We start from the raw sequence: 23,021 nt of genomic DNA, 5'->3' as shown, positions 1-23,021 counted from the left end.
CCGACGCTCAGCGCCAGAAAATGAGCGTCTTGTTTTGGGCGTAAGCTGTAAGTCCGTTTGTGGTCAGGGAGGAACGATAGCGGATGGGCTTGCTAAAAATCCTCGAACAGGGCTGTCAACGCTGCTTCGACGCAAACGACAGCCACGCAGCCGCCAGAATCGGCAGCGCTCTGCCACCGGTCCCACACGGATCGCTCGATGCCCATTTGCGCTGCCGCTTGCTGGTCGACGGCTATCGGTTCATCCTTGTGAATACCCTGGCCGTGAAGTGCGTAGCGAGATCACGCCGTCACGGCCCCTAGTGAGGTCTTTGTTCTATGGACTGCTCGGGCTGCGGTTTCGAGGTTGAGGGCGGTTACGCTTTCTGTCCGAGGTGCGGCAGGCGCCAGCCCGTGCCATGCGCCAGTTGCGGCTACCAGTGCGCACCTGATTTCGAGTTCTGTCCGAAATGTGGGGCAAGCGTTGGTGCGCCCGCAAAGGCCGTCGAACGGCCTGCTCCGACGCCAAGCCGGACCATTGTGTCGCCTTCTCGAACTCCGTCGCTGCTTCCGAACATCGAAAGCGAAGATGGGCTGCATCCCGTCTCTGACGCCGATCGCCGGACGGTAACGGTCCTGTTCGCCGACCTTTGCGGCTTCACGACACTCAGCGAGCAGCTCGACCCCGAGGTCATGCAAGCGCTGCAGAACGAACTGTTCAAGGAATTGACGGCGGCCGTGCGAAACTTTGGTGGTTTCGTCGACAAATTCATCGGCGATGCACTGCTCGCTTTGTTCGGTGCGCCGGTTGCGCATGAGGACGATCCGGAACGTGCGCTTCGCGCCGCTCTCGACATGATCGCCCGGACGGCGCGGCTCGGCGAAAGCGCGCCCCACTCCGGCTCGCCTTTGCTACTCCACATCGGCATAAACACTGGTCCGGTCGTCACTGGCGGCTTGGGCATCGGCACCGCCAAATCCTATTCGGTCACCGGCGACACCGTGAATACGGCGCAACGCCTGCAATCGCTGGCCGCACCGGGTGAGGTGCTGGTAGGCGAGCTCACCCACAGGCTGACCCGGCATGCCTTCTCTTACGAGCCGCTGGGTGATGTCGTGCTTCGCGGCAAGGCTGGCAGTGTGCTCGTCCATCGACTGGATGCACCGCTTGCGGCGCCGCGTGCAGCGCGTGGGCTCGAGGCGCTCGGCCTCAGCGCACCGATGATAGGTCGTGGTGCGGAGCTCCATAGAATGTTGGCGAGCCTTGACCAGGCGTGCGGCGGCTCGGCCCAACTTGTCCGCCTCGTCGGAGAAGCCGGTATCGGGAAATCGCGGCTGGTGAAGGAGTTCGTCGCCCGCGTCGGCGACGAGGATCGTTTTCGCAACGTCGCCGTGCGGCAGGCCACGTGCTCACCGCTGGGCGAACAATCATTTGGCGCCTTGGGCGCAGTGGTGCGCAGCGCTGCCGGGATGATGCAAAACGACAATGGGGACGAAATGCGGGGTAAGCTCGCAGGCTTGCTTGCCGATCTCGGCCTGCAGGGCGAGGAGGCGAAGCGGCTGATGCCTTTGCTCTACCATGTGCTTGGCCTTGGCGACCCCGATGCCACCTTGCAGCATGTCGAACCCGAGCAGCTACGACGGCAAATTCTCTACGCAGTCCGCACAATCATCGAGCGGCGGCTTGCGTTGTCGCCGCTGTTGATTGTCGTCGAAGACCTGCATTGGGCCGACGCCGTGTCGCTCGAGGCACTACGTTTCGTGATGGACAGGTTGGAACGCACGCGGTTGATGGTGCTGGTCACGCATCGTCCGGCGCCGGACAACGGCCAGCTCGACTCAAGTCGGGTCAGTCACACAGCGCTCAGGCTTTCGCCGCTCAACAGTGATGACGGACGCAGCCTGCTGGCGGCGCTTTTCGGCGAGAGCTGGGTAAACTCCGCAGGAGGGCTTGTCGACCAGATCCTCGAGCGCGCGGGCGGCAACCCCCTTTTTGTAGAGGAGATCGTTCGCGGCCTTATCGATCGCGGTGTACTGATGCGCGAGGGCCAGCGATGGCGGACTGTGGCAGGCGAAGTCGCAACCGGTATTCCCGCCACTATCCAGGCAATGTTGCTTGCTCGCGTCGACCGGCTGCCCCAAGAGGTGCGCCGGTTGGCCCAGGAAGCTGCGGTAATCGGCCCGCGCTTCGATGCCACACTGCTGAAAACCGTGACAGCAGACCCCGGCCGCGTAGAGGCCGGCTGCGAACTGCTTTGCGATGCGGAAATCATCGAGGAAGTTGCCGGATCAGGCTCGGTCTCGTCGCAAAGCTACCGCTTTACGCAGACGTTGCTGCAGGACGTGATCTACCAGAATCTGCTCCTGCAACGCCGGACCGACATCCACGGGCGAGTTGGTGCTGCCTTGGAGCAACTGTGCGGCGACAAGCCGGAACGGCTCGAGGATTTGACCGTGCTCGGTCATCATTACGCACAGAGCGCCGAGCGGGAGAGGGGCGCGCATTACCTGCAGGTGGCGGGCGATCGCGCTCGCATGATATACGCCAACGATGACGCTCTTCGTCTCTACGAGCGAGCACTGGCTGCGTTGGGCGCGATCGGGCAAACACCGCTCAAACTGGCAATTGCAGAGCGCATTGCCGATTTGAGCGGCGCGGCAGGCCGCCGCGAGATCGCGCACCGCCACTACGAGACGGTGTTGCAGGCATACCAAGAGTCAGCCGATCGTGTCGCTTCGGCGCGAGTTTTGCGTAAGATCGGCCGGCTGCTCTGGGACGTTGGCAAGCGGGACAACGCAGAATCCCGCTATGCTGAAGCGGCAGCGCTCCTCGATGGCGCCGATGCCCCGATCGAGCAGGCGCATCTCTGGCAAGAACGTGGCCGACAGGCGTTCCGAAGCGGAGAACACGCTCTCGCGGCAAAATGGGCAGACGCGGCGCTGGATTGCGTACAGGCTCTGACAACGGAGCATGTCTCCGAGGTAGGGTGTGATGCCACTCTTGTGACCGCCGAGGCACTTAATACCAAGGCTGTTGCGCTGGCTCGCCTTGGGCGAAACCGTGAAGCAGTGCATCAGATTGAGCGTAGCATTGAATTAGCCGAAGCCGCCGGTTTGCTGGGCACGGCCTGCCGCGGCTACACCAATCTCGGCGTGCTTTACACGACCATGGATCCGGTACACGCGATGGAGGTCTGTCGGCGCGGTCTTGAAGTGGCGCGCCATATTGGTGATTTGGGCTTCCAGGCGCGCCTTCTCGCCAATCTGGCGGTCGCTTGTTGTACTTTCACGGATCGCTGTCCAACGGAGGGCGTGCCTGCTGCCGAGAAGGCCATCGAGATCGACCGGGCGCTCGACCAGCGCGAGCACCTGCCGGTGCCGTTGATCGTGCTTGGGCAGATCCACCAGTGCAACGGCCGTCCGGACCTGGCGGTTGGCTTGTTCCACGAAGCACTGGACGTAGCCCGCGAAACGGGCGAGCCCCAACTGCTGTTTCCGTGCTATGATGGTCTCGCAACGCTTAATCTCGACCTCGACAATCTGGCCGAGGCCGAACGCTACTTTTCCCTGGCGCAGGGTATATGCGCCCAGCACGGGCTCGACCCGGAAGCGCTTGTGGTGCTGCCTTTTCTCGACTAGCCGGGTTGGAGGTTGGAGATGTCCGCGGGTAGTGACTTGGTACCGCTTCAACCGGGCGACCGTGCGCCGAACTTGGTGCTCGACGCCATTACCCGGGAGGGCAAGATCGCGCTTGACGATTTTCGCGGACAAAAACCGGTGCTGGTCGGGCTGTTTCGAGGTCTGCATTGTGCGTTTTGCCGGCGCCATATCGCCGCCCAGGCGCGGCTTGATCCGGAGCTGCGCGAAAAGGGCGTGGGGAGCCTGACGGTGGTGAACACGCCGATCGAACGGGCGCGTCTCTATTTCCGCTACCACCCGATGCCGAATCTGCTTGCGGCCTCCGACCCTGAACGCGCTTCACATCGTGCTTTTGGACTGCCCAATCTCGAATTCACCCAAAACGAAACGAACTGGCCGTACAAGGTCTCGATGGCAGCGGCAAAGGATATGCGAGTCGACATGCCAAGCGAGTTGCCCGGTCCTATGGATCCTTTTGCGGCCAGCGAAATCCTCAACAAGAAGGACAATTACGAAGTGACCGAAGCCGACGAGCAGATGATGGCAACGGGACACGGACAACTGATAGGTCAATTCCTGCTGGACCGGCAGGGCATCGTCCGCTGGAGCTTCACGGAGGTTCCAGAGGGTGGGCAATACATGTTTGGGGCGCCAAGCCCGCAGGAGCTGATGTCAGCCGTGTCCCAAGTCGCCCAATAGACTTGCGAATGCGATTAGGTTGGATCGCGCCGCTCGCCAACCCGTATTGCGGGCGGCGGCCACACTGGCGTTTGCCCACTCGATCAGCCGCACTCGCGTGTCGATCTCCGCGTGACATCGGGCGATCGCGGCAGGCTGGTCGCGTGAGCCATCGTCAACAACAATAATCTGAGCGCACGATAGGACTGAGCGCGCACGCTGCGGAGCGTCTCGTCGATTGCATCCTTGCGCATTGTGAGCGGGTGACAAGTTTCACCGTTCATTCGAGCACGGCCTCAACAGTGGCAACAAAGTCATCGAGCGAGCGGTCCCCGCGAATCTCGATGCGCGGAAGGTCGATGGGATCGCAATCGAGGTCCGCCGGCCCGTGTTTGCGGCCGAAGCCGATTCGATAGCCGCACTCCTTGGCCAGCCGGCCAAGCCGTCGGTCGGTGACAGAGAAGGGTGCCGCGAACGCCGTGGTTGGCCGACCGGTCCACCGTTCGATGAACATACGAGAGCGCAGGAGCTCGGCGGCCAAGTCAGAGCTCGACAGACCATCGATCGCGCGATGCGTCGCCAGATGGCTTCCGAAGAACGCACCTTCGCCGGAGAGGCGTCGCACCGTCCCGGCGTCCATAAGCTGCGTCGGCGTCCCGCTGTCGGCGTCCCACTGTGCACTTTCACCCACCAAGTCCGTCACCAGGAACACTTCCGCGGTCAGGTCGTTTGCGCGCAAGGTCGGCCAGGCATGGTCGGCAAAGTTCTGGAAGCCGTCATCGAAGGTGATGACCACTGGGCGGCCAACGAAAGGCTGACGGTTGGCGATGGACCCTTCCAACTGCTCGGACCCAATCGCGTGGAACCCATTGGCGCGCAGCCATGCCATCTGGCTGGCGAATGCGGCCGGTGTGAGCCGAAAACGGGCGAGCGCGGCCGGACCTTCAACAGCGACGCTGTGATACATGAGGACGGGGATACGCTGCCGCCGCTCGCTACGTGCGACGTCGCGGCGCAAGGCCCGCGCCCCACCCCAGACGATATTTCGCGCGACCCCGATTTCGATGGGCGCGCGGATTGGCACATGATCAATCATCGGTTCCGTCGCCACGTCATCTGGCGACAGGCGGCGGAAGCGGTCTATGCGGTAGAGCTCGGTCTGGATCGATTGCTCAAGCACGAGGCCTTCGGTCGCTGCCAGCGTCTCCGAGATCGCTTGCGCACCGAATGTGTTCCAGTCGAAGCCCGTCCTTTCAACATTGTCACGCAGCACGAATGCGTGTGCGCTGATGAAACTGCCGCCAGGCGCCAACGCCTCAGCGAATTTTTTGGCGATGCGCCGCAGCTCGGCGAGGTCATCCAGATAGTAGAGCACTTCCGAACAGAAGATCAGATCCATCTCACCCGGCAGCGTGTCGGCCGAGAAATCCAGTACACCGAACTCAATATTCGGCTGATCGCTGCATCGCGCGCTGGCCCGCCCAATGGCTATGGCGGAGATGTCGGTTGCGGTCAAACGGCCCACTCGCGGCGCCAGCTGCCGCGTGAAATGGCCCTCCGCGCAGGCCAGCTCAAGCGCCCGTCCGATGGGACCGGCAGGCAGAATTTCGAGCTGCCGCTGATATTTTTCCTGCTCATAGGGCGAACCGTAATTCCAGGGATCCTCGGTCGCGAAATAGCCATTCCAGAACGACGTGCGATCCTTGTCATGCTTGGCCCGTGCGCGGCGCGGCGCTGCAGGAGGCTCCGCAGGTTCGGCGCTCGACCGAACCAGCTCCCGCGCTTCCGCCGCCAATTGGGCGAGTTTGCCGAAATGGCCGTCCGGATCGGGCCCGCGTTCCGCTGTGGACAACAATGCCTCGGCTGCGAGCGTGTTTGACGTGGCGGCGCCGGCGGCCTGTTGCGGTACAGGTGATCGTCTCGCAAGCCTTGCGGCACTGTCTACAAGCCGCTTGGCGGGCACGACATTCAAGATCAATTCAATCCAATGATCCCTTGTCACTGTCCCGAGTACGCCGAACTGCACGACAGCTTCGATCTGGCCATCAATCATCAGATGGGCATAAATTTGATCGATTCTTTCCGGCAGTTCGGTCGAGGTCGGATTTCGAGCGTCGACGCGAATTCCAAGTGTCCGCGCCAGCCTGCGCGGCGCGGCAAGATCGTCGACGTCGAGAAGCATTTGCTCAAGCTGATACTGGACGCGGCGAGCCGCGACGGGATTGTCCCAGACCTTGCCGAGTTCGATGATCAACTCGGTGAGGGAGCCGCCGAACCTGTCCCACCTGGCAGCCAGTTGCGCCGGCGCCGACAGGCTTCCTACCATAAGGCCATCGACGGCCACCTGGGCGATCTCACGCGCCCACTTACGTCCTGCCGGGAGCGCGCGCAGGGACTGCGGGTTGATCGCGCGCAAGCCGCAGCCGCAATCCGATGCGGCGTTCCACAAGGCGAACCACGCGAGTGCTTCGGAAGCGGTGTGGCCGTTCGCCTCGATCGCTCCATTGGCGTGAGCCGATGCTGGGTGTTTGACCCTGGGATCAGCAGAAAAGCCGCGGGCGATCACGATTTCCGCATCTACCAGCATCTGCGTCGAATTGCGGGCGAGCGAGTTGGGGCTGGCCCGATAGAAAGCGAGCGGCTCGTCGACCATCACCCAATTTTTGCCCAGACGTGCGAGGCGCTGCCACAGATCCCAGTCCTCGCAGGTGCGCAGCGACACATCGAAACCGCCCAACTCGACAATTGTCTCCCGGTCGACCAGCAGCGCGTGAGTGCGGATGGCACACCGGCGGGCAAATGTTTCGAAAGGCTGGATTGCAACCTCCGTTGCGATGCTCGACGGGGTGAGTTCGCCATCGGGCATCACGCACCGGGAACCGCAATAGGCGGCCACCGCATCGGGGGCGGTTTTCAGTGCTGCCAGCATTTTCGCAAGGAAGCTGGCATCCACCCAATCGTCCGCATCAAGAAACATGAGCCAGTGGCCGCGCGCTGTCGAAATCCCGCTATTGCGCGCGCCGGCGGCGCTATACGCGCAAGAGCTCAAGGTCCGAAATCGGGCATCGCGCTCCACATAACCGGCGATGATCGCGGGGGTGCGGTCCGTGGAGGCGTCGTCGACGATGATCGCCTCCCAATCCACTATTTCCTGATCGAGAAGGCAATCGAGTGCGCGCGCCAGCGTTGCCTCCGCGTTGTGCGCAGGAACCACGATGGAGACCAAGGGATTATGCGCCACGCCGTCTTACCCGCGCCTGTCTGGCAAGCATTGCGCCGATGGTTTGCTCGGCATTGAACATCGGTACCACAACGCCTCCGGTAGCATGGACCTGGATCATCGAGCTTTCGTTTTCTTCGGCAAGAGTCGGCGAATGTCAAAAACGGATGACGGCATCGGATGGCAGCACTGCTCTCTCAAGATCGGGGCGAATTAGAGGCAGGCAAAACGACATGAAGACAGGCTTGAATGGCAAGCGCTGATGCCCGACGGCTTAGAGCTGAGGTCGATGCGCCGGGGCATTTCCGCTCGCGCTTTTCTTCACCGCTCGGGTGAGGATCATCTGGTCCCCGCCACTCCGATTTATAAACAAGCCTGACCTGGCTTGCAGGAGGGCTTGCAGGAGGGTTGTACTGGCGCGGGCGCTGACGGTGACGTCGCATGACCGCTGCGCTCGACAAGATCGCGAAAGCTTTCCAACCAGATCCGAGGGATCATGAAAACGATCGGCTTGCTCATTCCCGCCGGCAAGGAAGCTGATGGTCGCAGTATACAGCCGGGCGCGAGGCAGCATGTGCACCGCCTGACCAACGAATTGCGATGTATCTAAAGAGTCTTCGCAACGTAATTGCGCTCTTGCAGCTATAGCCTGACATAGTATTGCTCATTTCGCTATTAGATTGCGCCCAATGGTCGATTAGATTAGCCGGCTATGGCCGCTGTCACGAAGAGACACTAGAGTGACACCCATCGGAACTTCTGCATTTGTTGCCATTCCAGAGACGTAAAAGGGACGCACGAATCGGCCTAGGCCAAAAGTCCGGCTTGCGGGCCGCGTATTTTGCTGACATGCTCGCCTGTTTCTGAGTTTTGCACTGGGGCAGTTGTTCAACTGAAGGGGCATAAGGATGGCTAAGGAAACTTCGAGTACCGCTTCTTCTGCAAGTAAAGCGGACGCAAATCTGATAGGTAATGCAGAGGGAAACGGGCTAAACTTCATGGCGGTCCAGGCTCGCGAGAGCGGGGCCCCCGGCGACGCTGTAGGTGTCGACAAGATACGTGATCTGCTGTTCGGCAACCAGATGCAGGACTATGACCGCCGTTTTTCCAAGCTTGAAGACCGGTTCTTGCAGCGCTTCAAGGATGTCGAATCCGAGGCCAAGCGGAATCTTGAAACGTATGAGTCAAATGCAAAGAAGCAGGTCGAATCGCTCGCGGCGCAATTGCGGAACGAAAAAGATGCACGAGCCGAGGCCGACAAGGAGATCGACCGGAATCTTCGCGAGCACAATCAGGCGCTTGAAAAGCAGGTGCGCGCGTTGTCGGATCAATTGAGCGAGCTTGAGCGCGAAGTTGCGGACCGGATAAATCGAAACGATCATTTGCTGCGTGAGGAAATCAAGCAAAAGAATGAGACCATTCAGATGGTAATGGAGAAAATGTTTTCCGATCTCGGCAACGTCAAGACCGACCGAAATCTTTTGGCTGGCCTGTTTGTCGAGGTTGCAAAATGTCTAAATCAGGATCCCGTCGGCAGCAAGAGCAACTCGGAACGTAATTGGAAAGCGAGTTGATCGGAACTTGACGTCGACCGTCGACCCAATCAGCCTTCCTCAAAGACCAGCTTCGAACGATACAGAGATTGATCGCGGGGCTCTGGCTAGTCTTTTGATCGAAATTGCCCGGAACGTTGATCCGGACTACCGTGCGCGTTTCGACGGTGTTCCAACCGCCGATCCTCGCATGGAAACGCTGCGCCAGTTGCTGGTCGGCGGAGAAATTTCGGAGCTTTCACGAGTTACGCACCTGCTCGACGAACCTGAGCAGCTTGCGGCTGCAGTGGGGGGCGTTCTCCCCAGTGCTGCCGCACGTGCGTCTCATGCGCAACTCGGCGAGGCCCTTGCGCCAGCTGTCGAGAGGGCCGTGCAACGGTCCATCCAGAAGAGCCCGCGTACGCTCACGGATATATTATACCCGGTATTTCTGCCGGCAATTCGCAAGTCGATCGGGGAAAAGATCGACCAGACCTTTCAGTCGCTGAATGAAACTCTAAGACATATATTTACCTGGCATGGGCTCAAGTGGAGATTTGAAGCTTGGAGAACAGGTGCAAGCTTCTCGGAAGTTGTACTTAAGCATTCTCTTGTCTATCGCGTAGAACATGTCTTTCTCATTAATCGCAATTCCGGGCTTTTGATAGCGCATGTAACTGCCGATAATGCAACTAGCGAAGATCCTCAACTCATTTCTTCGATGCTTAGTGCAATTCAAGATTTTGTGAAAGACTCATTTAACGAGAAAGAACAGAGCGGCCTGGACACTATCCGTTTTGGGGAGCTTCGTCTCTGGTCAGAAGTTGGACCGTTTGCGACCTTGGTTGCGGTGATCCGGGGAAATCCGCCAGAGGAATTACATGAAATAGTTCGCGATGTGTTGCTTCGCATCCATGATGAATGCTCACAGGCTTTAGAGCAGTTTGACGGCGACAGTTCGCAGTTGATCGGCGTAGAGACGCAGTTGCAGACCTGCGTTGAACTGAAGCAGGAGGACTCAAACCAGGGATTTCCGTGGCTGGTGGTGGCTGCAGTCCTGCTGGTTTTGATTCCGGCAGGCGGTTGGTTCTTTCTTTCCTGGCAATCCGGGCAGCGCTGGCAGGCCTATGTGTCGCGACTGGCGACCCAGCCGGGCATAGTCGTTGCCGAACAAAAGGTGAGCGATGGCCAATTCTATATTGCCGGCCTGAGAGACCCGCTTGCCGCCGACCCGCTGTTGCTGTTGTCCGGAACGCAGGTCGATCCCGCCCGCGTTCATTCACGCTGGCAATTCTATCAGAGCCTTGAGCCGGAGTTCGTGTTGAAGCGGCTAACGGCGTCGCTGGCTCCGCCGGATTCAGTACGACTTTCGATCGTCGAGGATCGCATCGTTGCCGAGGGTGAGGCTACTGCCACGTGGATCAACCGGGCGCGTGCCGCCGCCCAACAGCTTTCGGCAGGCGGACCGGTATTCGATATCTCCAGGGTCCGTGATGTGAGCCCCGAAGAACGCGAAGCGGAGCGCTGGCAGGCCTATGTGTCGCGACTGGAGACCCAGCCGGGCATCATCGTTGCCGAACAAAAGGTGCGCGATGGCCAATTCTATATTGTCGGCCTGAGAGACCCGCTTGCCGCCGACCCGCAGGCTCTGCTGTCCGGAACGGAGGTTGATCCCGCCCGCGTTCATTCGCAGTGGCAATTCTATCAGAGCCTTGATCCGGAGTTCGTGCTGAAGCGGCTGATGGCGTCGCTGACCCCGCCGAAATCGGTTCGGCTTTCGATCGTCGAGGATCGCATCGTTGCCGAGGGTGAGGCTCCCGACACCTGGATAGATCGGGCGCGCGCAGCGGCCCGACAGCTTTCGGCAGGCGGACCGGAATTCGACATCTCCAAGGTTCGTGATGTGAGCCCCGAAGCACGCGCGGCGGAGCACTGGCAGCATTATGTGTCGCGACTTGAGGCCCAACCGGGAATCATCGTCGCCCAACAAACGACGAGGGGCGGACATTTCTACATTTCCGGCCTGAGAGACCCGCTTGCCGCCGACCCGCAAGCTCTGCTGTCCGGAACGCAGGTCGATCCTGCCCGCGTTCATTCGCAGTGGCAATTCTATCAGAGCCTTGATCCGAAGTTCGTGGTGAAGCGGCTGACGGCGTCGCTGACCCCGCCGAAATCGGTTCTGCTCTCGATCGTCCAGGGCCGCATCGTTGTCGTGGGTGAGGCTCCTGCCGCCTGGATCAACCGGGCGCGGGCCGCCGCCCAACAACTTTCGGCGGACGGAGTGGCTCTGGATGTCTCGCAGCTGCGTGAGCTGAGCCTTGCAGAACTCAATCATTTGAGAGAGGCCATTCAGGCAACCGATATTTTCTTCTATTCCGGCAAAGCTGTGCCGGGACCAGAGCAGATCCCGGTTCTCGACAGGTTGGCGGATCAAATAAAGGAATTCGCCCAAAAAGCCCGCAAGTCAGGCGTAACAGCGCGGTTCATGTTGACCGGCCATTCGGACGCCACGGGCCGTGAGACGGCCAACGTGTCGATCAGCGCCGCCCGCGCCGAGACAGTTCGTGCGCTTCTCAACAAGCGCGGCGTCGCTCCGGAACTGCTGCTGGTTCGGGGCGCGGGCACCTTTGAGCCGGCGGTGCCTGAAAATAGTCAAACTGGGAGCTCCACCAATCGCCGGGTTTCGGTTACGGTAAACCTGGACTAGTGGGGAGCCTGGGATATTGCAAAAAAAGATCTGCATGTTGGGCGGGTTCGCTGTCGGAAAGACGAGTCTGGTTCGCAGGTTTGTGCAAAGCATCTTTTCAGAAACCTACTTGACCACGGTGGGAGTGAAAATCGACAAGAAGAGTGTCGCACTCCCGGACAAAACCGTGGATCTGATTTTGTGGGATTTGGCCGGCGAAGACGATATCGGCTCATTCCGCGTCAGCTATGTGCGGGGTGCGACCGGACTCGTGCTTGTCGTCGATGGAACCCGCGCCGCTACTCTTGCCGTGGCGCTCACGCTACGCGAGCGGGCCGAGGCCGAATTCGGCGCTATGCCGTCTGTATTGCTGTTCAACAAATCCGATCTGGCCGATCGGTGGGAAATATCGGATAGTGAGATTAACGAACTCAGGCAACTTGGATGGCAAATCTATCTAACAAGTGCGCTTTCGGGTGAACATGTTGATGATGCGTTTCGTCAGCTTGCTTCGATGGTCACCAAATAGACCATGCATGGATTGCCAAGAGAAGTCAGAAGCTGGATTTACAATTTCTTCTACAATGAGCACTCTATCGCATATCTGGAAATTGACGCCCAGCATTGCATAGCTGCGAAGGGCGGAAGTGTCGAACATTACGGACTCTCATCACTTCGCATTGGTAAGCCTGTTGCCGAGCAGCTTGAATTCATGGAAGGTTTGCTGCCTTGCCCGGAGCTTCCATATCATATGGAAATGGTCGAACTGCCCAGCGGGCGTGTCGCGGACCTTCATCTTTTTGCTGACAATGCCTGCGTGTGGCTGCTCTTTCTTGACGCCACTGCCGAACGCGACAATAGGCAGCGGCTTCAACAGAAGGCTTATGAAATGACGCTCCTGCAAGAGAGGGAGCGTCAACTCAACGAGAAATTACAATCGACGAACGAGGCGTTGAGGAAGAGCCAAGAGGGATTGTCGCGTGAATACCAGCGCGCCGAAACCCTACTCCTCAACATTCTTCCGGCGTCGATCGCGGAGCGGTTAAAAGCGCACAAAAAAATTGCTGACAACCACGCAGAGGTGAGTGTGCTTTTTGCCGACATCGTCGGTTTTACGGAAAGAGCGCGGAGCGTCGGAGCCGTGACGACGCTCGCTATTTTAAATTACTTTTTCAAGGCGGCGGATCGGCTCTCGGAACGATACGGCTGCGAAAAGATCAAGACAATCGGCGATTGCGTGATGGTGGTCGCTGGCCTGCCCACCGCGCGATCCGATCATGCAGAAGCCCTCGCGCACTATGCAGTTGAACTGCGGAAGGCGGTTAAGCGCGAACGCTTCGCAGGAGAACCGCTGAGACTCAGAATTGGAATTCACTCAGGACCAATCGTCGCGGGCGTCATAGGCAAGAGGCGGTTCGCGTATGACCTGTGGGGCGAGACCGTTAATCTCGCCGCACGTATTCAAACGTCCGCGGAGCCCGATGAAATTCGTATTTCTGATGCAACTCACCAACTGCTTGGACCAAATTTTGCTTGCGACCCACTCGCGGAAACGGAATTGCGTGGTACAGGTCGTGTGCGAATGTGGCGGCTCCCGGCCTGATTTGCCGCTTGGCAGTGCCGACCCTGGAGCGCATTGCATCTCAAGCAACTCATGGTTTCGAATGTCCGCAGAGGTGCGGTCGACCACCGAGCGACCGCCAAAGGTCTGTCCTGGGTCAACTCAGGACATCGGATCCTCGAGATTTAACGTCCGCTATCGTTCTTCCCTGCACCACAAGCGGACCTACAGCTCCCGGCCCGTAGCCGTCATTTCCAAAGTTGTGTCCCATTGGCCGCTTTTTGGCGCAATCGGCCCATCCTCCAGCTGCCTGGCGTCGACCACAGCAAGAATGTGGTCGCGCCAAGCAAGATATCGGCGCCTTACTGCAGCTTTGCCTGCAGGGCGTTGACGTCATCCGTGGTCATCTCGCCGTCCGTCGTCACCTTGCCGTCGACGATCTTCCAGAGGCGGAACGGGCCAGTGATGTCCCCGTATTTGTCGAAGGCGACCGGGCCAATGACGCCTTCGTAGCGGATCGGCTTGCCGTCCTTGATCAGACCGAGCGCCTTGGCGAACTCCTCCTTGCCGGCAAAGATTGGCGTGCCGGCCGGGTCCACGGCCTTGTGCATTGCGTCCTTGATCTTGGCCGGATCCTCGGAGCCGGCAATGGCGATTGCCAAGCCAACGATGGCGCCGGCATCATACGACCGATCGGCCGCCGGATTCGACGGCTCGATGCCGGAAAACTCCTTGTAGTTCTTCATGAAGTAGTCGGTGGAGGCCGTCGGGCTGGTGCCCGAGGACGTGCCATAGGCATCCTTGAGATAGTCGGCGCCAACGGATTCGATGAAGTCCGGGCTGTTCATGCCGTCATTGAGCAGGAATTTCTGCACGCCGCCTTGCGAGATCCAGGTGCGAGCAATGGTTGCGCCATCGACCGGCGTGCTGACGAGATAGAGCCCGTCCGGCTCGCCGGCCATGGCGGCGGTGACTTCCGAGGCATAGCTCGACTGCTTTTCATTGTAGGGCGTGTCGGAGACGATGGTGCCGCCGAGCGCCTTGTAGGCGCGCGAGAACTCCGCCGCCATGTTGACGCCGAAGTCGTTGTTGACATGGATGATCGACAGCTTCTTGAAGCCCTTGTCGACGGCATATTTGCCGGCGGCGACACCCTGCAGTGCATCCGAGGTAATGGTGCGGAAGAAGAAGCCGTTGGTCTTGCCGTCGCGGCCGAGTGCCGTCAGCGTCGGCGAGGAGGAAGCGGGCGAGACCTGGACGATCTTCGCCGGCGCGGTGACTGAGGTCAGGATTGGGATCGACACCGAGGAAATGATGCCTCCGATGATCACCGGCACCTTCTTGACCTGAACCAGTTGGGTCGCGGCGTCGACGGCGATGTTGCCCTGGCTCTGGCTGTCGCGGGTGTCGGCGGCGAGATCGCAGCCGCGCACGCCGCCGGCTGCATTGATGTCGCGGAAGGCCATCTCGACCGACTTGGCGCCGGCCTGGCCGTATTCGCCGGCCGGGCCGGTCAGCTCCATGACGAGGCCGACGGTGATCTTGCAATCGGCGGCGTGTGCCGCACCGGCCGCCGTCAGCAAGGCGAGCGCGGTGGTGATGTGGAGTATCGTCTTTGTCATTGTTGTTCCCCTTTCGTTACTCGACTCTAATTTTCATCTGTGGAGCCTGTTCAGCCTTCCGACACCTGCAGCCAGGTTTCATGCAGATGTCGCCATTCGACGCCGTTGGGCGCCGATGAACTGGTGGTGAAAACGGCACTCGACTGGCGGCGGCTGTGCTTGCCGCCGCGCCGCTGTGCCTCGACATAGAGGACGGCGATGGTGTCCGCGGTTTGCCAGCCGGGACGGATGTCCTCGATCGAGATGGCAAAGCCGTCGTCACAGGTGGCGCGGCTGTCCCTGACATGACCGATGACCGCATCACGGTCGAGGATCATGCCGCTCGGTGCAATCATGTTGAAACCTTCGCCCATGACGGATTCGAAGCGACTGAAATCCACAGTGCCGGCGCGGGCCTCGACGAACCAGTCGACGAAGAAGCGATGCAGGTCGACGACCTCGGCACTCGCGCGTGAAAACAGGGAAGACTGTGTGTTCATATCCGGCCCGCGTTCAGATTGTAGTGCATGATCGAGCCGTGGCGGCCGTGACGGTCGCGCTCCAGCGTGTAGACGTCGCCTTCAAGTCCCCTGCTCTCAGCGATCACGGCGCCGATCGCCGTCTTGTCATCCGGCGTCAGCGCGACGTCCATGATCCCAGCATTGGCGAGCGCATGCGCCTGGTTGCGGGCGCCGACGATGACAGCTGCCACTTGCGGCTGCTCGAGCACCCAGGCGCTGGCGATGGTGGCGATGTCGACGCCGTGGCGGTCGCCGACCGCCTTCAGCGTGCTCAGCAAGGCCTGGAAAAGATCCCAGCCGCCGAAGTCGTCGATGATCAGCTTGTATTTGACCAGCGACCGATTCTCGAGCGGCGTTTGCGGCTCCGCGACATCAAGCCATTTGTCGCTCAGGAAGCCGCCGGCCACCGAACCGTAGCAAAGGAAACTGACTCCGTTCCGGGCAGCGAGTGCGGCAAGCCTGCCCGCCGGTCGCTGGTCGAGCACGGAGTATTGCAGTTGCTGGCTGACCAGCGGCACACCGGCCGCCAGGATCTCGGCAAGGCGTGGCGTGTCGAAATTGGTGGTGCCGACATTGCGCACCTTGCCTTCGAGGAGCAGCTCGTTGAGCCAGCCTGTCGCATCGACGTAGCCGGGGAGCGCGTAGTCCCACCAGTGGAACTGCACGAGGTCGAGCCGTTCGGTCTTCAGCCGCCGCAGCGACTGGTCGACGATGCCTCTGATGTAGTCGCGGTTGATGCTGGCAAGCCTTTCGAGGTCGGGCACCAGCTTGGTGTGCACCTTCATCCGCGCGGCGGCGTCGAGACCGCGCTCGTTGGCAAGCCGGAGCCGGGCGGCGCCGATCAGCTCCTCGACGCCCGTATAGATATCGGCGCAATCATAGGTCCAGATGCCGGCGTCGAAGGTGGCGATGAGGTCGGTCACCGCCTGTTCGCGGTCGATGGCTCCGTGGCCGCCGGCAAGCTGCCAGCCGCCGCGAATGACACGCGAGATCGTGTAGCCGGGACCGAGCTCGAAGGTCTTGCCGGTCATTTCTGGTCATCCTCCTTCGGCAGCGGCACTGCCGTCGTCTCGGCATGGCTGAACAGCCGCTTGCCGGTCCTGACGATTCTCAGCCGGCTAGCGCAGTTGGGATCGGGACAGGCGATTTCGGTGTCGGACGTCATCCAGTCGTTCTTATCGGTCGGGCGCTGCTTGGCCGCCAGCAGCGGCAACACGGCAGCAATCGAATAGATCGAAAAACCCTGCCCTGCCGGCATCGACAGCGTCTCGCCCTTGAGCTCGAAATAGTCGCCAGCCCTTGCGCCGCAATAGATCGGCTTGCCCTCGGGGATGACCGCCTCGACGCGGAGATCGAAGAGTTCGAAACTGTCGTCGGCCACTCAGACCTCCACCAGGCTGAACGTGACATCGCAGGCACCGTTGCGGCGGATGACGCCGCAGGCGGCGGCCAGGTGCTCGCGCTCGTCGGGAAGCACCTGGGCGACGACGCTGCCTGCCAGCCATCCGATCGGGAACAGAAGGCGCGCGCCCGGCCCGTAATAGAGGCCGATATCAAAGATCGCATTGGGCGTTCCGCCCCACACGCGCGGCGGCACGTAGGACAGCACGATGTCACCCGGCTGCGGCGTCAGCGTCGCATTCTCCGCCGGCAAAGGCCGGGCATAGGACTGGCCCTCAAGATCGGCAACGGGAACGGGACAGGAGATTTCGGGTCCCGTCCACATCGCATGGATGCCGGCAACAACGCGCGGCTTGTCGAGATATGCCAGTAGGAAGGCGGCATTTTCCGGCGCTTTTTCCGGCAGCAACAGCGCGGTCACGGAAAGCTTCGAGCGCGGCTCGGTGATCCTGATGGCAGGGTTCGTCATGTCTGGTCCTTCGTCACGGTGGATTGCAGCTTGTTGCGCAGGAAGGTGAAGGGCCGGCTGATATCGGTGATCAGCGACTCGCGTGCCGCCTGCGCATCCCGCGCGGACAGTGCCGTGACGATGCTGCGATGATAGTAGGCGGTGTCGACCTCACCGGCTTCCGAGAATGCGTAGATGGCGAGACGGATGCAAGGCCCGGACTGCAGCCACAGGCTCTCGATCATCGGGATGAGCACGGCCGAACCGCAGGAGCGGTAGATCTCGAAGTGAAAGCTCTGGTTGAGCGTCACTTCACGATCGACGTCCTTCTTGTGCTTCAGCGCACGCATCTCGTCCCATTCGCGAAGCAGAGCCTCCACCGCCGCGATCTGGCGAGGCCCCATGCGTTCGGCAGCCAGCGCGATCGCCTCCCCTTCGATGAGGATGCGGGCGCGCAAAAGATCATCGAGCCGCTCCAGCGTGATCGGCGGCACGCGCACCGAGCGGTTGGGCAGCGCCTCCAGCGCCTTTTCCGTGATCAGCCGCCCGAGTGCCTCGCGCACCGGCATGGTCGATGTGACCAGCGCATCGGCCAAGCCGCGAATGGTCAGCACCTGGCTTGGCTCGAAAAGACCGCCAATCAAAGCCCGCCGCAACTCTGAATAGACGCGATCCTGCACGGTCTCGCGGCCGACCGGCGCCAGCTGGGCCGCAATCGCCTCGTGGTTTCTTTCGCTGGCGGCCTTTTGCATGGGGTTCCCGTGATGGCCGGTTTTGGTCAGCCTTTGGCCCGTTTTGGGGCTTGCGGACGGGATTAAAGCCGAATATCGTGATCAAAGCAAGTGTGATCACAGATCAAAAAAATCAGAAGGCGGCAACGATCGTCTTCGGCCAGAGGGACTGATGAGCGAGACGGCGAGACAGCATGGGACGGAGACCCGTGCGCCGGTTCTGACAGCAACGAACGTCGTTAGGCGCTTCGGCGGCTTGGTCGCGGTCAACGATGTGTCGTTCTCAGTGCGGCCGGGCGAGATCCTCGGACTGATCGGCCCGAACGGCGCCGGCAAGACGACGATGTTCGACTTGCTGGCCGGCAGCATCCTGCCAACCAGCGGCGAGATCCGTCTCAACGGCACGCTCGTCTCGGGAGAGGCTGCCCATCGTCGCATAGGACGCGGCCTCGGACGGACCTTCCAGATCCCCCGGCCTTTGCCCAATCTGACACTGATCGAGAATGTCATGCTTGCCGCGCAAGGGCAGACCGGAGAGCGGCTGCTCGCCAATTTCCTGTCGCCGCGGCGGGTTGCCGCCGAGGAGATGGCCGCCGCGATGAAGGCCGCCGAACTGCTGGAACTCGTCTCCCTTGCCCGGCTGGCGCACGAACCGGCGCGCGTGCTTTCCGGCGGCCAGCGCAAGCTGCTCGAACTCGCCCGCGTGATGATGGCCGATCCGACGATCATCCTGCTCGACGAGCCTGCGGCCGGAGTTAACGCGACCCTGCTCGAGGTGATCATCGACCGCATCCGCGACATCAACAGAAGCGGCATCACCTTCCTTTTGATTGAGCACAATATCGACATGGTGGCGAGGCTCTGCCACCGGGTGCTGGTGATGGCGAGCGGCGAGCTTTTGTGCGAAGGCAGCGCCGATGAGGTGGCGCGCGATCCGCGCGTCATCGAGGCCTATCTCGGGGGCGCGGCATGAGTGAGGTCGTGCTCGATGTTCGCGATCTTGAGGCCGGCTACGAACCGGGCGTGCCGATCGTGCGCGGCGCCTCGATCACCGTCAACAAAGGCGAGATCGTCGTCGTCCTCGGCCCCAACGGCGCCGGCAAGTCGAGCCTGATCAAGGCCGTCGCCGGCCTTGTCCCGATCAGCCGCGGCACCGTGCTCCTCGACGGCAAGGACATCACGGCGGCGCCGGCGCACACCATGGTCCGCCTCGGCCTTGCCTTCGTGCCGCAGACCGAAAACGTCTTTCCGCTGATGTCGGTGGAGGACAATCTGAAGGTCGCCTGCGGCATCCTCGAGCGGCGCGAGGCGCCTGCCCGCATCGAGGAAATGTACGCCGCCTTCCCCGATCTCGTTCGCCAACGCCGGACGGCGGCCGGCAATCTGTCGGGCGGACAGCGGCAGATGCTTGCCGTGGCTCGCGCACTGGTCGTCCACCCGAAGGTGCTGGTGCTCGACGAACCGTCGGCCGGCCTGTCGCCCAAATTCGTGTCGATGGTGTTCGAGATGCTCTCCGCCATCCGCAGATCCGGCGTCACCATCCTGCTGGTCGAACAGAACGCCAAGGCGGCCCTTGCCATTGGCGACCGCGCCTATGTGTTGGTCGAGGGCAAGGACCGGCACGAGGGCGTCGCCTCGGACCTGTGGAACGATCCGGTCGTCGCCGAACTCTATCTTGGTCAGCGGCCCCTCAAGCCGGAAACGGGAGGTGCCGCGTGAGCCTGCAATTTGTCGTCGACGGCCTGCTGGCGGGTTCGATGATCGGCCTTGGCGCCATCGGCGTGACACTGACCTACTCTATCCTGCGCTTCTCGAACTTCGCCCATGGCGATTTCATGGCCTGGGGCACCTACGCAACGCTCGCTGCCGTCAGCGCCATTGGCGCCATGTTCGGCAAGGTGGCGCCGATCGCCCCGCTGTCCTTCGGCTGGCCGCTCATTGTTGCGCTGGTCGTCGGCATGGCGTTCACCGCCTTGCTGGCGCTGCTGCTCGACAAGGTGCTGTTCTCGCGGCTGCGCAGACAAGACCAGGCGATCATCGTGGTGATGGCGAGCTTCGGCGCCTCGATGGCGCTCAGAAGCCTGCTCGAATTCGCCTTCACCTCGCGCCCGACCTATTTCAGCCGCGCCATCCAGATCGCCACGCCGGTCGGCTTCGGCATCCGCATCACGCCCGACCAGATCGCGCTGCTGCTGCTCACCGCCGTGCTCGTGCTCGGCGTGCATCTTGTGATGACGCGCACCCAGACCGGCCGCTCCATGCAGGCACTCAGCCAGAACGCAGCACTTGCCCGCATTGTCGGCATCGACGTCGCCGGCGTGGTGCGTGTCACCTGGATCATCGGCGGGGCACTGGCCTGCGTCGCCGGCGTGATGATCGGCATTCTGGTGCAGATCCGCCCGCTCATGGGCTTCGACATGCTGCTGCCGATGTTCGCTGCCGCCATCCTGGGCGGCATCGGCAGCGTGCCCGGCGCCGTGCTCGGTGGCCTGATCATCGGCCTGGCCGAGGCCGGCGCGGTGCAGCTGATCGGCGCCGAATGGCGCGCCGCCATCTCCTTCATCATCCTGATGGCGGTGCTGTTCGTGCGTCCGATCGGCCTCTTCGGCGTGAGGGAAAGATGATGGACCTGCTCGGCTATGGCGCCTTCTTTCTGACCACCGCGCTGATCTTTTCACTGGTCACGCTGGGGCTCAATCTGCAGTGGGGACTGACCGGCCTCGTCAATGTCGGCCTTGCGGGCTTCATCGCCATTGGCGCCTACACGTCCGCGCTGCTGACCACGCCCGACGACGCCGCGCGGCTGGGTGGCTTCGGCCTGCCGATCCTTGTCGGCTGGTTCGGCGCCATGATCGTCGGCGGCATCGCCGCCGCGCTTACCGGCGTGGCCACGCTGCGGCTGAAATCGGACTATCTGGCGATCACCACATTCGGTGTAGCCGTCGTCGTGCAACTGGTCGCGCTCAACGCGCAGAAGCTGACCGGCGGCCCCTTCGGCATCGGTTTCATTCCGCGCCCCTTCGGCAGTCTTGCCGAGACGCCGCTGCTGTTCAATCTGTCCAATCTTGCCATCGTCTCTGCCGTCACGCTGATCGCCTATCTCGCTTTGGAGCACCTGTCGCGCAGCCCCTGGGGCCGGGTCCTGAAGGCGCTGCGGGAGGATGAGCGGGCGGCGATCTCGCTTGGCAAGAGCGCGCGTTTCTACCGCGTCCAGGCCTTCGCCGTTGGAGGCGCCATCATGGCGCTGGCAGGGGCGCTGCAGGCGCATTTCACCGGCTTCATCGCGCCCGACAATTACCTGCCGATCCTGACCTTCCAGGTCTGGGTCATGTTGATCGTCGGCGGCTCAGGCAGCAATGCCGGCGCTGTCGTCGGCAGCGTCCTGGTCTGGGCGATATGGGCCGGGTCAGGCACCATGACCAGCATCCTGTTCCCGCCGGAGCAGCAGGCACGCGCCGCCTCGCTGCAGATCGTCGCCATCGGCGTGATGCTATGCGTCATCCTCCTGATCCGGCCGAACGGCCTGTTCGGCGACAGGCCGCGACGGCCACGCTTCGGCAAGCGGGCTAAGGTGGTCGCGGGCGAGAGCAGCTCGGGGTCATGAATGCTCTGGTCCGGCAGGACGCGCATGGCGCCTCGCTCTGGCACGTCGTCAGCCGCAACCGCCGCGACCGGCTCGCGCTGCAAGGCGAGTTCGACGTCGACCTTGCGATCGTCGGCGGTGGCTTTTCCGGCCTTTCAACCGCGCTGCACGCCGCCGAGAGAGGGCTTTCAGTCGCTGTCCTCGAAGCTGAAATCATCGCCTGGGGCGCAACCGGCCGCAATGCCGGCTTCGTCGTACCGAATTTCGCCAAGATGGACCCCAGCGACATCATCGCCTATCTGGGGCCGGAGCGCGGCGACCGGCTGATCGATTTCGCCGCCGGCAGCGCCGACCTCGTCTTCGGCCTGATCAGGCGGCACGGCATCGAATGCGACGCCTTGCAGAACGGATGGATCCAACCGGCGCATTCGCCGGCCGCCTTCGAAAAGACCAGATCGCGCGCCGAGCAATGGGCGCAGCGCGGCAGGCCGGCCGTCACGTTGGACAGCAGGGCAGTCACCGAGTTGACCGGCGTTCGCGGTTACGCCGGCGGCTGGATGGACCGCTCGGGCGGCGTCCTCAATCCAGTCGAATATGCGCGCGGTCTCGCCGATGCGGCCGAGAAGGCCGGCGCACGTATTTTCGAGCATACGCCCGTCACTTCGGCCGACCGTGAGGCGGGCGGCTGGGCGTTGAAGACCGCATCCGGCCTGGTGCGGGCGGAAAAGGTGCTGATCGCCACCAACGCCTATGGCGAGGTGCTGAACCCGATGCTCCCGCGAACCTACGTCCCGCTGAAGGTCTTCCAGATCGCCACGGCGCCGCTGCCGCGCGACATACGAACGCGCCTGCTTCCCGGTGGGCAGGGCGTCGGCGACACCAGGCGCAACCTCATCACCTTCCGCTTCGACAGCGCAAACAGGCTGATCAGCGGCGGTATGCACATTGTCGGCGCCGGCGCCGATATGCGCGTACCGCGGGCGATCTGGCGGCGGCTTGCCAGGCATCTCGATCTGCCGGACCTGCCCCCGCTTGCCTACAGCTGGTCGGGGATGGCCGCGGTCGAACCGGATTTTCTGCCGCACCTCGTCGATCTCGGGCCGGGCCTGATCGCCGGTCGCGCCTGCAACGGCCGCGGCATCGCCATGACCACGGCGATGGGCAAGGTGCTCGCCGACTGGGCTGTTGGAACCGACGCCCGTGATCTGCCGCTGCCGTTCGCGCCGCCTTCGCCGATCCCCTTCCATGGCCTGATGCGGCACGCGCCAAACATGCTGCTCGCCTGGAGCATGCTGCGCGACCGGCTGGAGCAGGGAGGCCAGGTTAGTCCCAAGGTTGACAGATAGGATCGGTCGCAAATCCTCCCGTCGATGTGGATAAGCGACTTTGCCGAAAGCGACGGTCGCGTCCCCACCGGGACGGTTCTCACCTTCCGGCATTTC

Annotated in this window: 19 protein-coding genes; 11 read left to right on the top strand and 8 right to left on the bottom strand. The window is 61.8% G+C overall.

Going from position 1 to position 23,021, the window contains the following annotated elements; genetic code table 11:
• The first annotated feature begins 317 nt into the window (after positions 1 to 317).
• Complete coding sequence (locus tag AC1RUK_RS32095) at positions 318 to 3,617, top strand: ATP-binding protein (RefSeq protein WP_481837421.1); 3,300 nt, start codon at positions 318 to 320, stop codon at positions 3,615 to 3,617.
• A gap of 18 nt (positions 3,618 to 3,635) precedes the next feature.
• Complete coding sequence (locus AC1RUK_RS32090) at positions 3,636 to 4,316, top strand: redoxin domain-containing protein (RefSeq protein ID WP_481837422.1); 681 nt, start codon at positions 3,636 to 3,638, stop codon at positions 4,314 to 4,316.
• Here AC1RUK_RS32090 and AC1RUK_RS32085 read toward each other — a convergent pair.
• Together AC1RUK_RS32085 and AC1RUK_RS32080 are read right to left on the bottom strand one after the other, a co-directional pair.
• Positions 4,290 to 4,565, bottom strand: coding sequence for a glycosyltransferase family 2 protein (locus AC1RUK_RS32085; protein WP_481837423.1), 276 nt, complete (start codon positions 4,563 to 4,565; stop codon positions 4,290 to 4,292). The two genes, AC1RUK_RS32090 and AC1RUK_RS32085, sit on opposite strands and share 27 nt — an antisense overlap.
• 10 nt (positions 4,566 to 4,575) lie before the next feature.
• Entirely contained in the window at positions 4,576 to 7,536 is a 2,961-nt protein-coding gene (locus tag AC1RUK_RS32080) for a trifunctional glycosyltransferase/class I SAM-dependent methyltransferase/polysaccharide deacetylase (RefSeq protein WP_481837424.1), read from the bottom strand.
• An 887-nt stretch (positions 7,537 to 8,423) separates the two neighbouring features.
• Between AC1RUK_RS32080 and AC1RUK_RS32075 the strand changes: the two genes are divergently transcribed.
• From AC1RUK_RS32075 to AC1RUK_RS32060, 4 genes are all read left to right on the top strand, one after another.
• Positions 8,424 to 9,089 (top strand): hypothetical protein, encoded by a 666-nt coding sequence (locus tag AC1RUK_RS32075; RefSeq protein ID WP_481837425.1) that lies wholly within the window; start codon positions 8,424 to 8,426, stop codon positions 9,087 to 9,089.
• Positions 9,090 to 9,183: 94 nt separating this feature from the next.
• The gene (locus tag AC1RUK_RS32070) at positions 9,184 to 11,754 is read left to right on the top strand and encodes an OmpA family protein (RefSeq protein ID WP_481837426.1); all 2,571 of its coding nucleotides are present in this window, start codon (positions 9,184 to 9,186) and stop codon (positions 11,752 to 11,754) included.
• Between the two features lie 16 nt (positions 11,755 to 11,770).
• Positions 11,771 to 12,262: a Rab family GTPase gene (locus AC1RUK_RS32065; protein WP_436169424.1), complete on the top strand. Its 492-nt coding sequence runs from the start codon at positions 11,771 to 11,773 to the stop codon at positions 12,260 to 12,262.
• 3 nt (positions 12,263 to 12,265) lie between these two features.
• On the top strand, positions 12,266 to 13,336 hold the full coding sequence (locus AC1RUK_RS32060) for an adenylate/guanylate cyclase domain-containing protein (RefSeq protein ID WP_481837427.1): 1,071 nt from the start codon (positions 12,266 to 12,268) through the stop codon (positions 13,334 to 13,336).
• 320 nt (positions 13,337 to 13,656) lie between these two features.
• Here AC1RUK_RS32060 and AC1RUK_RS32055 read toward each other — a convergent pair whose 3' ends face one another.
• The 6 genes from AC1RUK_RS32055 to AC1RUK_RS32030 are packed head-to-tail and all read right to left on the bottom strand — an operon-like array spanning position 13,657 to position 18,017.
• A complete protein-coding gene (locus tag AC1RUK_RS32055) occupies positions 13,657 to 14,916 on the bottom strand; it encodes an ABC transporter substrate-binding protein (protein ID WP_481837428.1) in 1,260 nt (419 codons plus the stop codon).
• 50 nt (positions 14,917 to 14,966) lie between these two features.
• A complete protein-coding gene (locus tag AC1RUK_RS32050) occupies positions 14,967 to 15,395 on the bottom strand; it encodes a DUF4440 domain-containing protein (protein WP_481837429.1) in 429 nt (142 codons plus the stop codon).
• On the bottom strand, positions 15,392 to 16,447 hold the full coding sequence (locus AC1RUK_RS32045; protein WP_481837430.1) for an aldo/keto reductase: 1,056 nt from the start codon (positions 16,445 to 16,447) through the stop codon (positions 15,392 to 15,394). The genes AC1RUK_RS32050 and AC1RUK_RS32045 overlap by 4 nt, the downstream gene beginning before the upstream one ends.
• A complete protein-coding gene (locus AC1RUK_RS32040; protein ID WP_481837431.1) occupies positions 16,444 to 16,797 on the bottom strand; it encodes a TIGR04076 family protein in 354 nt (117 codons plus the stop codon). Before AC1RUK_RS32040 ends, AC1RUK_RS32045 begins: the two co-directional genes overlap by 4 nt.
• Positions 16,798 to 17,286 (bottom strand): DUF3830 family protein, encoded by a 489-nt coding sequence (locus AC1RUK_RS32035; RefSeq protein WP_436169430.1) that lies wholly within the window; start codon positions 17,284 to 17,286, stop codon positions 16,798 to 16,800. It lies immediately after the preceding gene.
• Positions 17,283 to 18,017: a GntR family transcriptional regulator gene (locus AC1RUK_RS32030; protein WP_481837432.1), complete on the bottom strand. Its 735-nt coding sequence runs from the start codon at positions 18,015 to 18,017 to the stop codon at positions 17,283 to 17,285. The genes AC1RUK_RS32035 and AC1RUK_RS32030 overlap by 4 nt, the downstream gene beginning before the upstream one ends.
• Positions 18,018 to 18,168: 151 nt before the next feature.
• On the opposite strand from AC1RUK_RS32030, the gene AC1RUK_RS32025 reads away from it, so the two are divergent.
• From AC1RUK_RS32025 to AC1RUK_RS32005, 5 genes are read left to right on the top strand one after another with little or no spacing between them, the layout of a single operon-like run.
• On the top strand, positions 18,169 to 18,969 hold the full coding sequence (locus tag AC1RUK_RS32025) for an ABC transporter ATP-binding protein (RefSeq protein ID WP_481837433.1): 801 nt from the start codon (positions 18,169 to 18,171) through the stop codon (positions 18,967 to 18,969).
• Entirely contained in the window at positions 18,966 to 19,715 is a 750-nt protein-coding gene (locus AC1RUK_RS32020; RefSeq protein ID WP_481837434.1) for an ABC transporter ATP-binding protein, read from the top strand. Before AC1RUK_RS32025 ends, AC1RUK_RS32020 begins: the two co-directional genes overlap by 4 nt.
• Complete coding sequence (locus AC1RUK_RS32015) at positions 19,712 to 20,620, top strand: branched-chain amino acid ABC transporter permease (RefSeq protein WP_481837435.1); 909 nt, start codon at positions 19,712 to 19,714, stop codon at positions 20,618 to 20,620. The genes AC1RUK_RS32020 and AC1RUK_RS32015 overlap by 4 nt, the downstream gene beginning before the upstream one ends.
• Positions 20,617 to 21,600 carry a branched-chain amino acid ABC transporter permease gene (locus tag AC1RUK_RS32010; RefSeq protein WP_481837436.1) on the top strand — a complete coding sequence of 328 codons (984 nt, stop codon included), beginning with the start codon at positions 20,617 to 20,619 and terminating at the stop codon, positions 21,598 to 21,600. Before AC1RUK_RS32015 ends, AC1RUK_RS32010 begins: the two co-directional genes overlap by 4 nt.
• Complete coding sequence (locus AC1RUK_RS32005; protein ID WP_481837437.1) at positions 21,597 to 22,925, top strand: NAD(P)/FAD-dependent oxidoreductase; 1,329 nt, start codon at positions 21,597 to 21,599, stop codon at positions 22,923 to 22,925. The genes AC1RUK_RS32010 and AC1RUK_RS32005 overlap by 4 nt, the downstream gene beginning before the upstream one ends.
• Positions 22,926 to 23,021: the final 96 nt, after the last annotated feature.

Source organism: Mesorhizobium monacense, assembly GCF_056781675.1.
The sequence above is the reverse complement of the archived record's forward strand: the minus strand, read 5'-3'. Positions and strand labels throughout refer to the sequence as shown.

Coding starts and splice junctions, on each gene's coding strand:
- AC1RUK_RS32020 (WP_481837434.1), top strand. CDS start 18,966: ATGAGTGAGGTCGTGCTCGATGTTCGCGATCTTGAGGCCGGCTACGAA.
- AC1RUK_RS32025 (WP_481837433.1), top strand. CDS start 18,169: ATGAGCGAGACGGCGAGACAGCATGGGACGGAGACCCGTGCGCCGGTT.
- AC1RUK_RS32090 (WP_481837422.1), top strand. CDS start 3,636: ATGTCCGCGGGTAGTGACTTGGTACCGCTTCAACCGGGCGACCGTGCG.
- AC1RUK_RS32035 (WP_436169430.1), bottom strand. CDS start 17,286: ATGACGAACCCTGCCATCAGGATCACCGAGCCGCGCTCGAAGCTTTCC.
- AC1RUK_RS32010 (WP_481837436.1), top strand. CDS start 20,617: ATGATGGACCTGCTCGGCTATGGCGCCTTCTTTCTGACCACCGCGCTG.
- AC1RUK_RS32030 (WP_481837432.1), bottom strand. CDS start 18,017: ATGCAAAAGGCCGCCAGCGAAAGAAACCACGAGGCGATTGCGGCCCAG.
- AC1RUK_RS32095 (WP_481837421.1), top strand. CDS start 318: ATGGACTGCTCGGGCTGCGGTTTCGAGGTTGAGGGCGGTTACGCTTTC.
- AC1RUK_RS32055 (WP_481837428.1), bottom strand. CDS start 14,916: ATGACAAAGACGATACTCCACATCACCACCGCGCTCGCCTTGCTGACG.
- AC1RUK_RS32060 (WP_481837427.1), top strand. CDS start 12,266: ATGCATGGATTGCCAAGAGAAGTCAGAAGCTGGATTTACAATTTCTTC.
- AC1RUK_RS32005 (WP_481837437.1), top strand. CDS start 21,597: ATGAATGCTCTGGTCCGGCAGGACGCGCATGGCGCCTCGCTCTGGCAC.
- AC1RUK_RS32075 (WP_481837425.1), top strand. CDS start 8,424: ATGGCTAAGGAAACTTCGAGTACCGCTTCTTCTGCAAGTAAAGCGGAC.
- AC1RUK_RS32045 (WP_481837430.1), bottom strand. CDS start 16,447: ATGACCGGCAAGACCTTCGAGCTCGGTCCCGGCTACACGATCTCGCGT.
- AC1RUK_RS32050 (WP_481837429.1), bottom strand. CDS start 15,395: ATGAACACACAGTCTTCCCTGTTTTCACGCGCGAGTGCCGAGGTCGTC.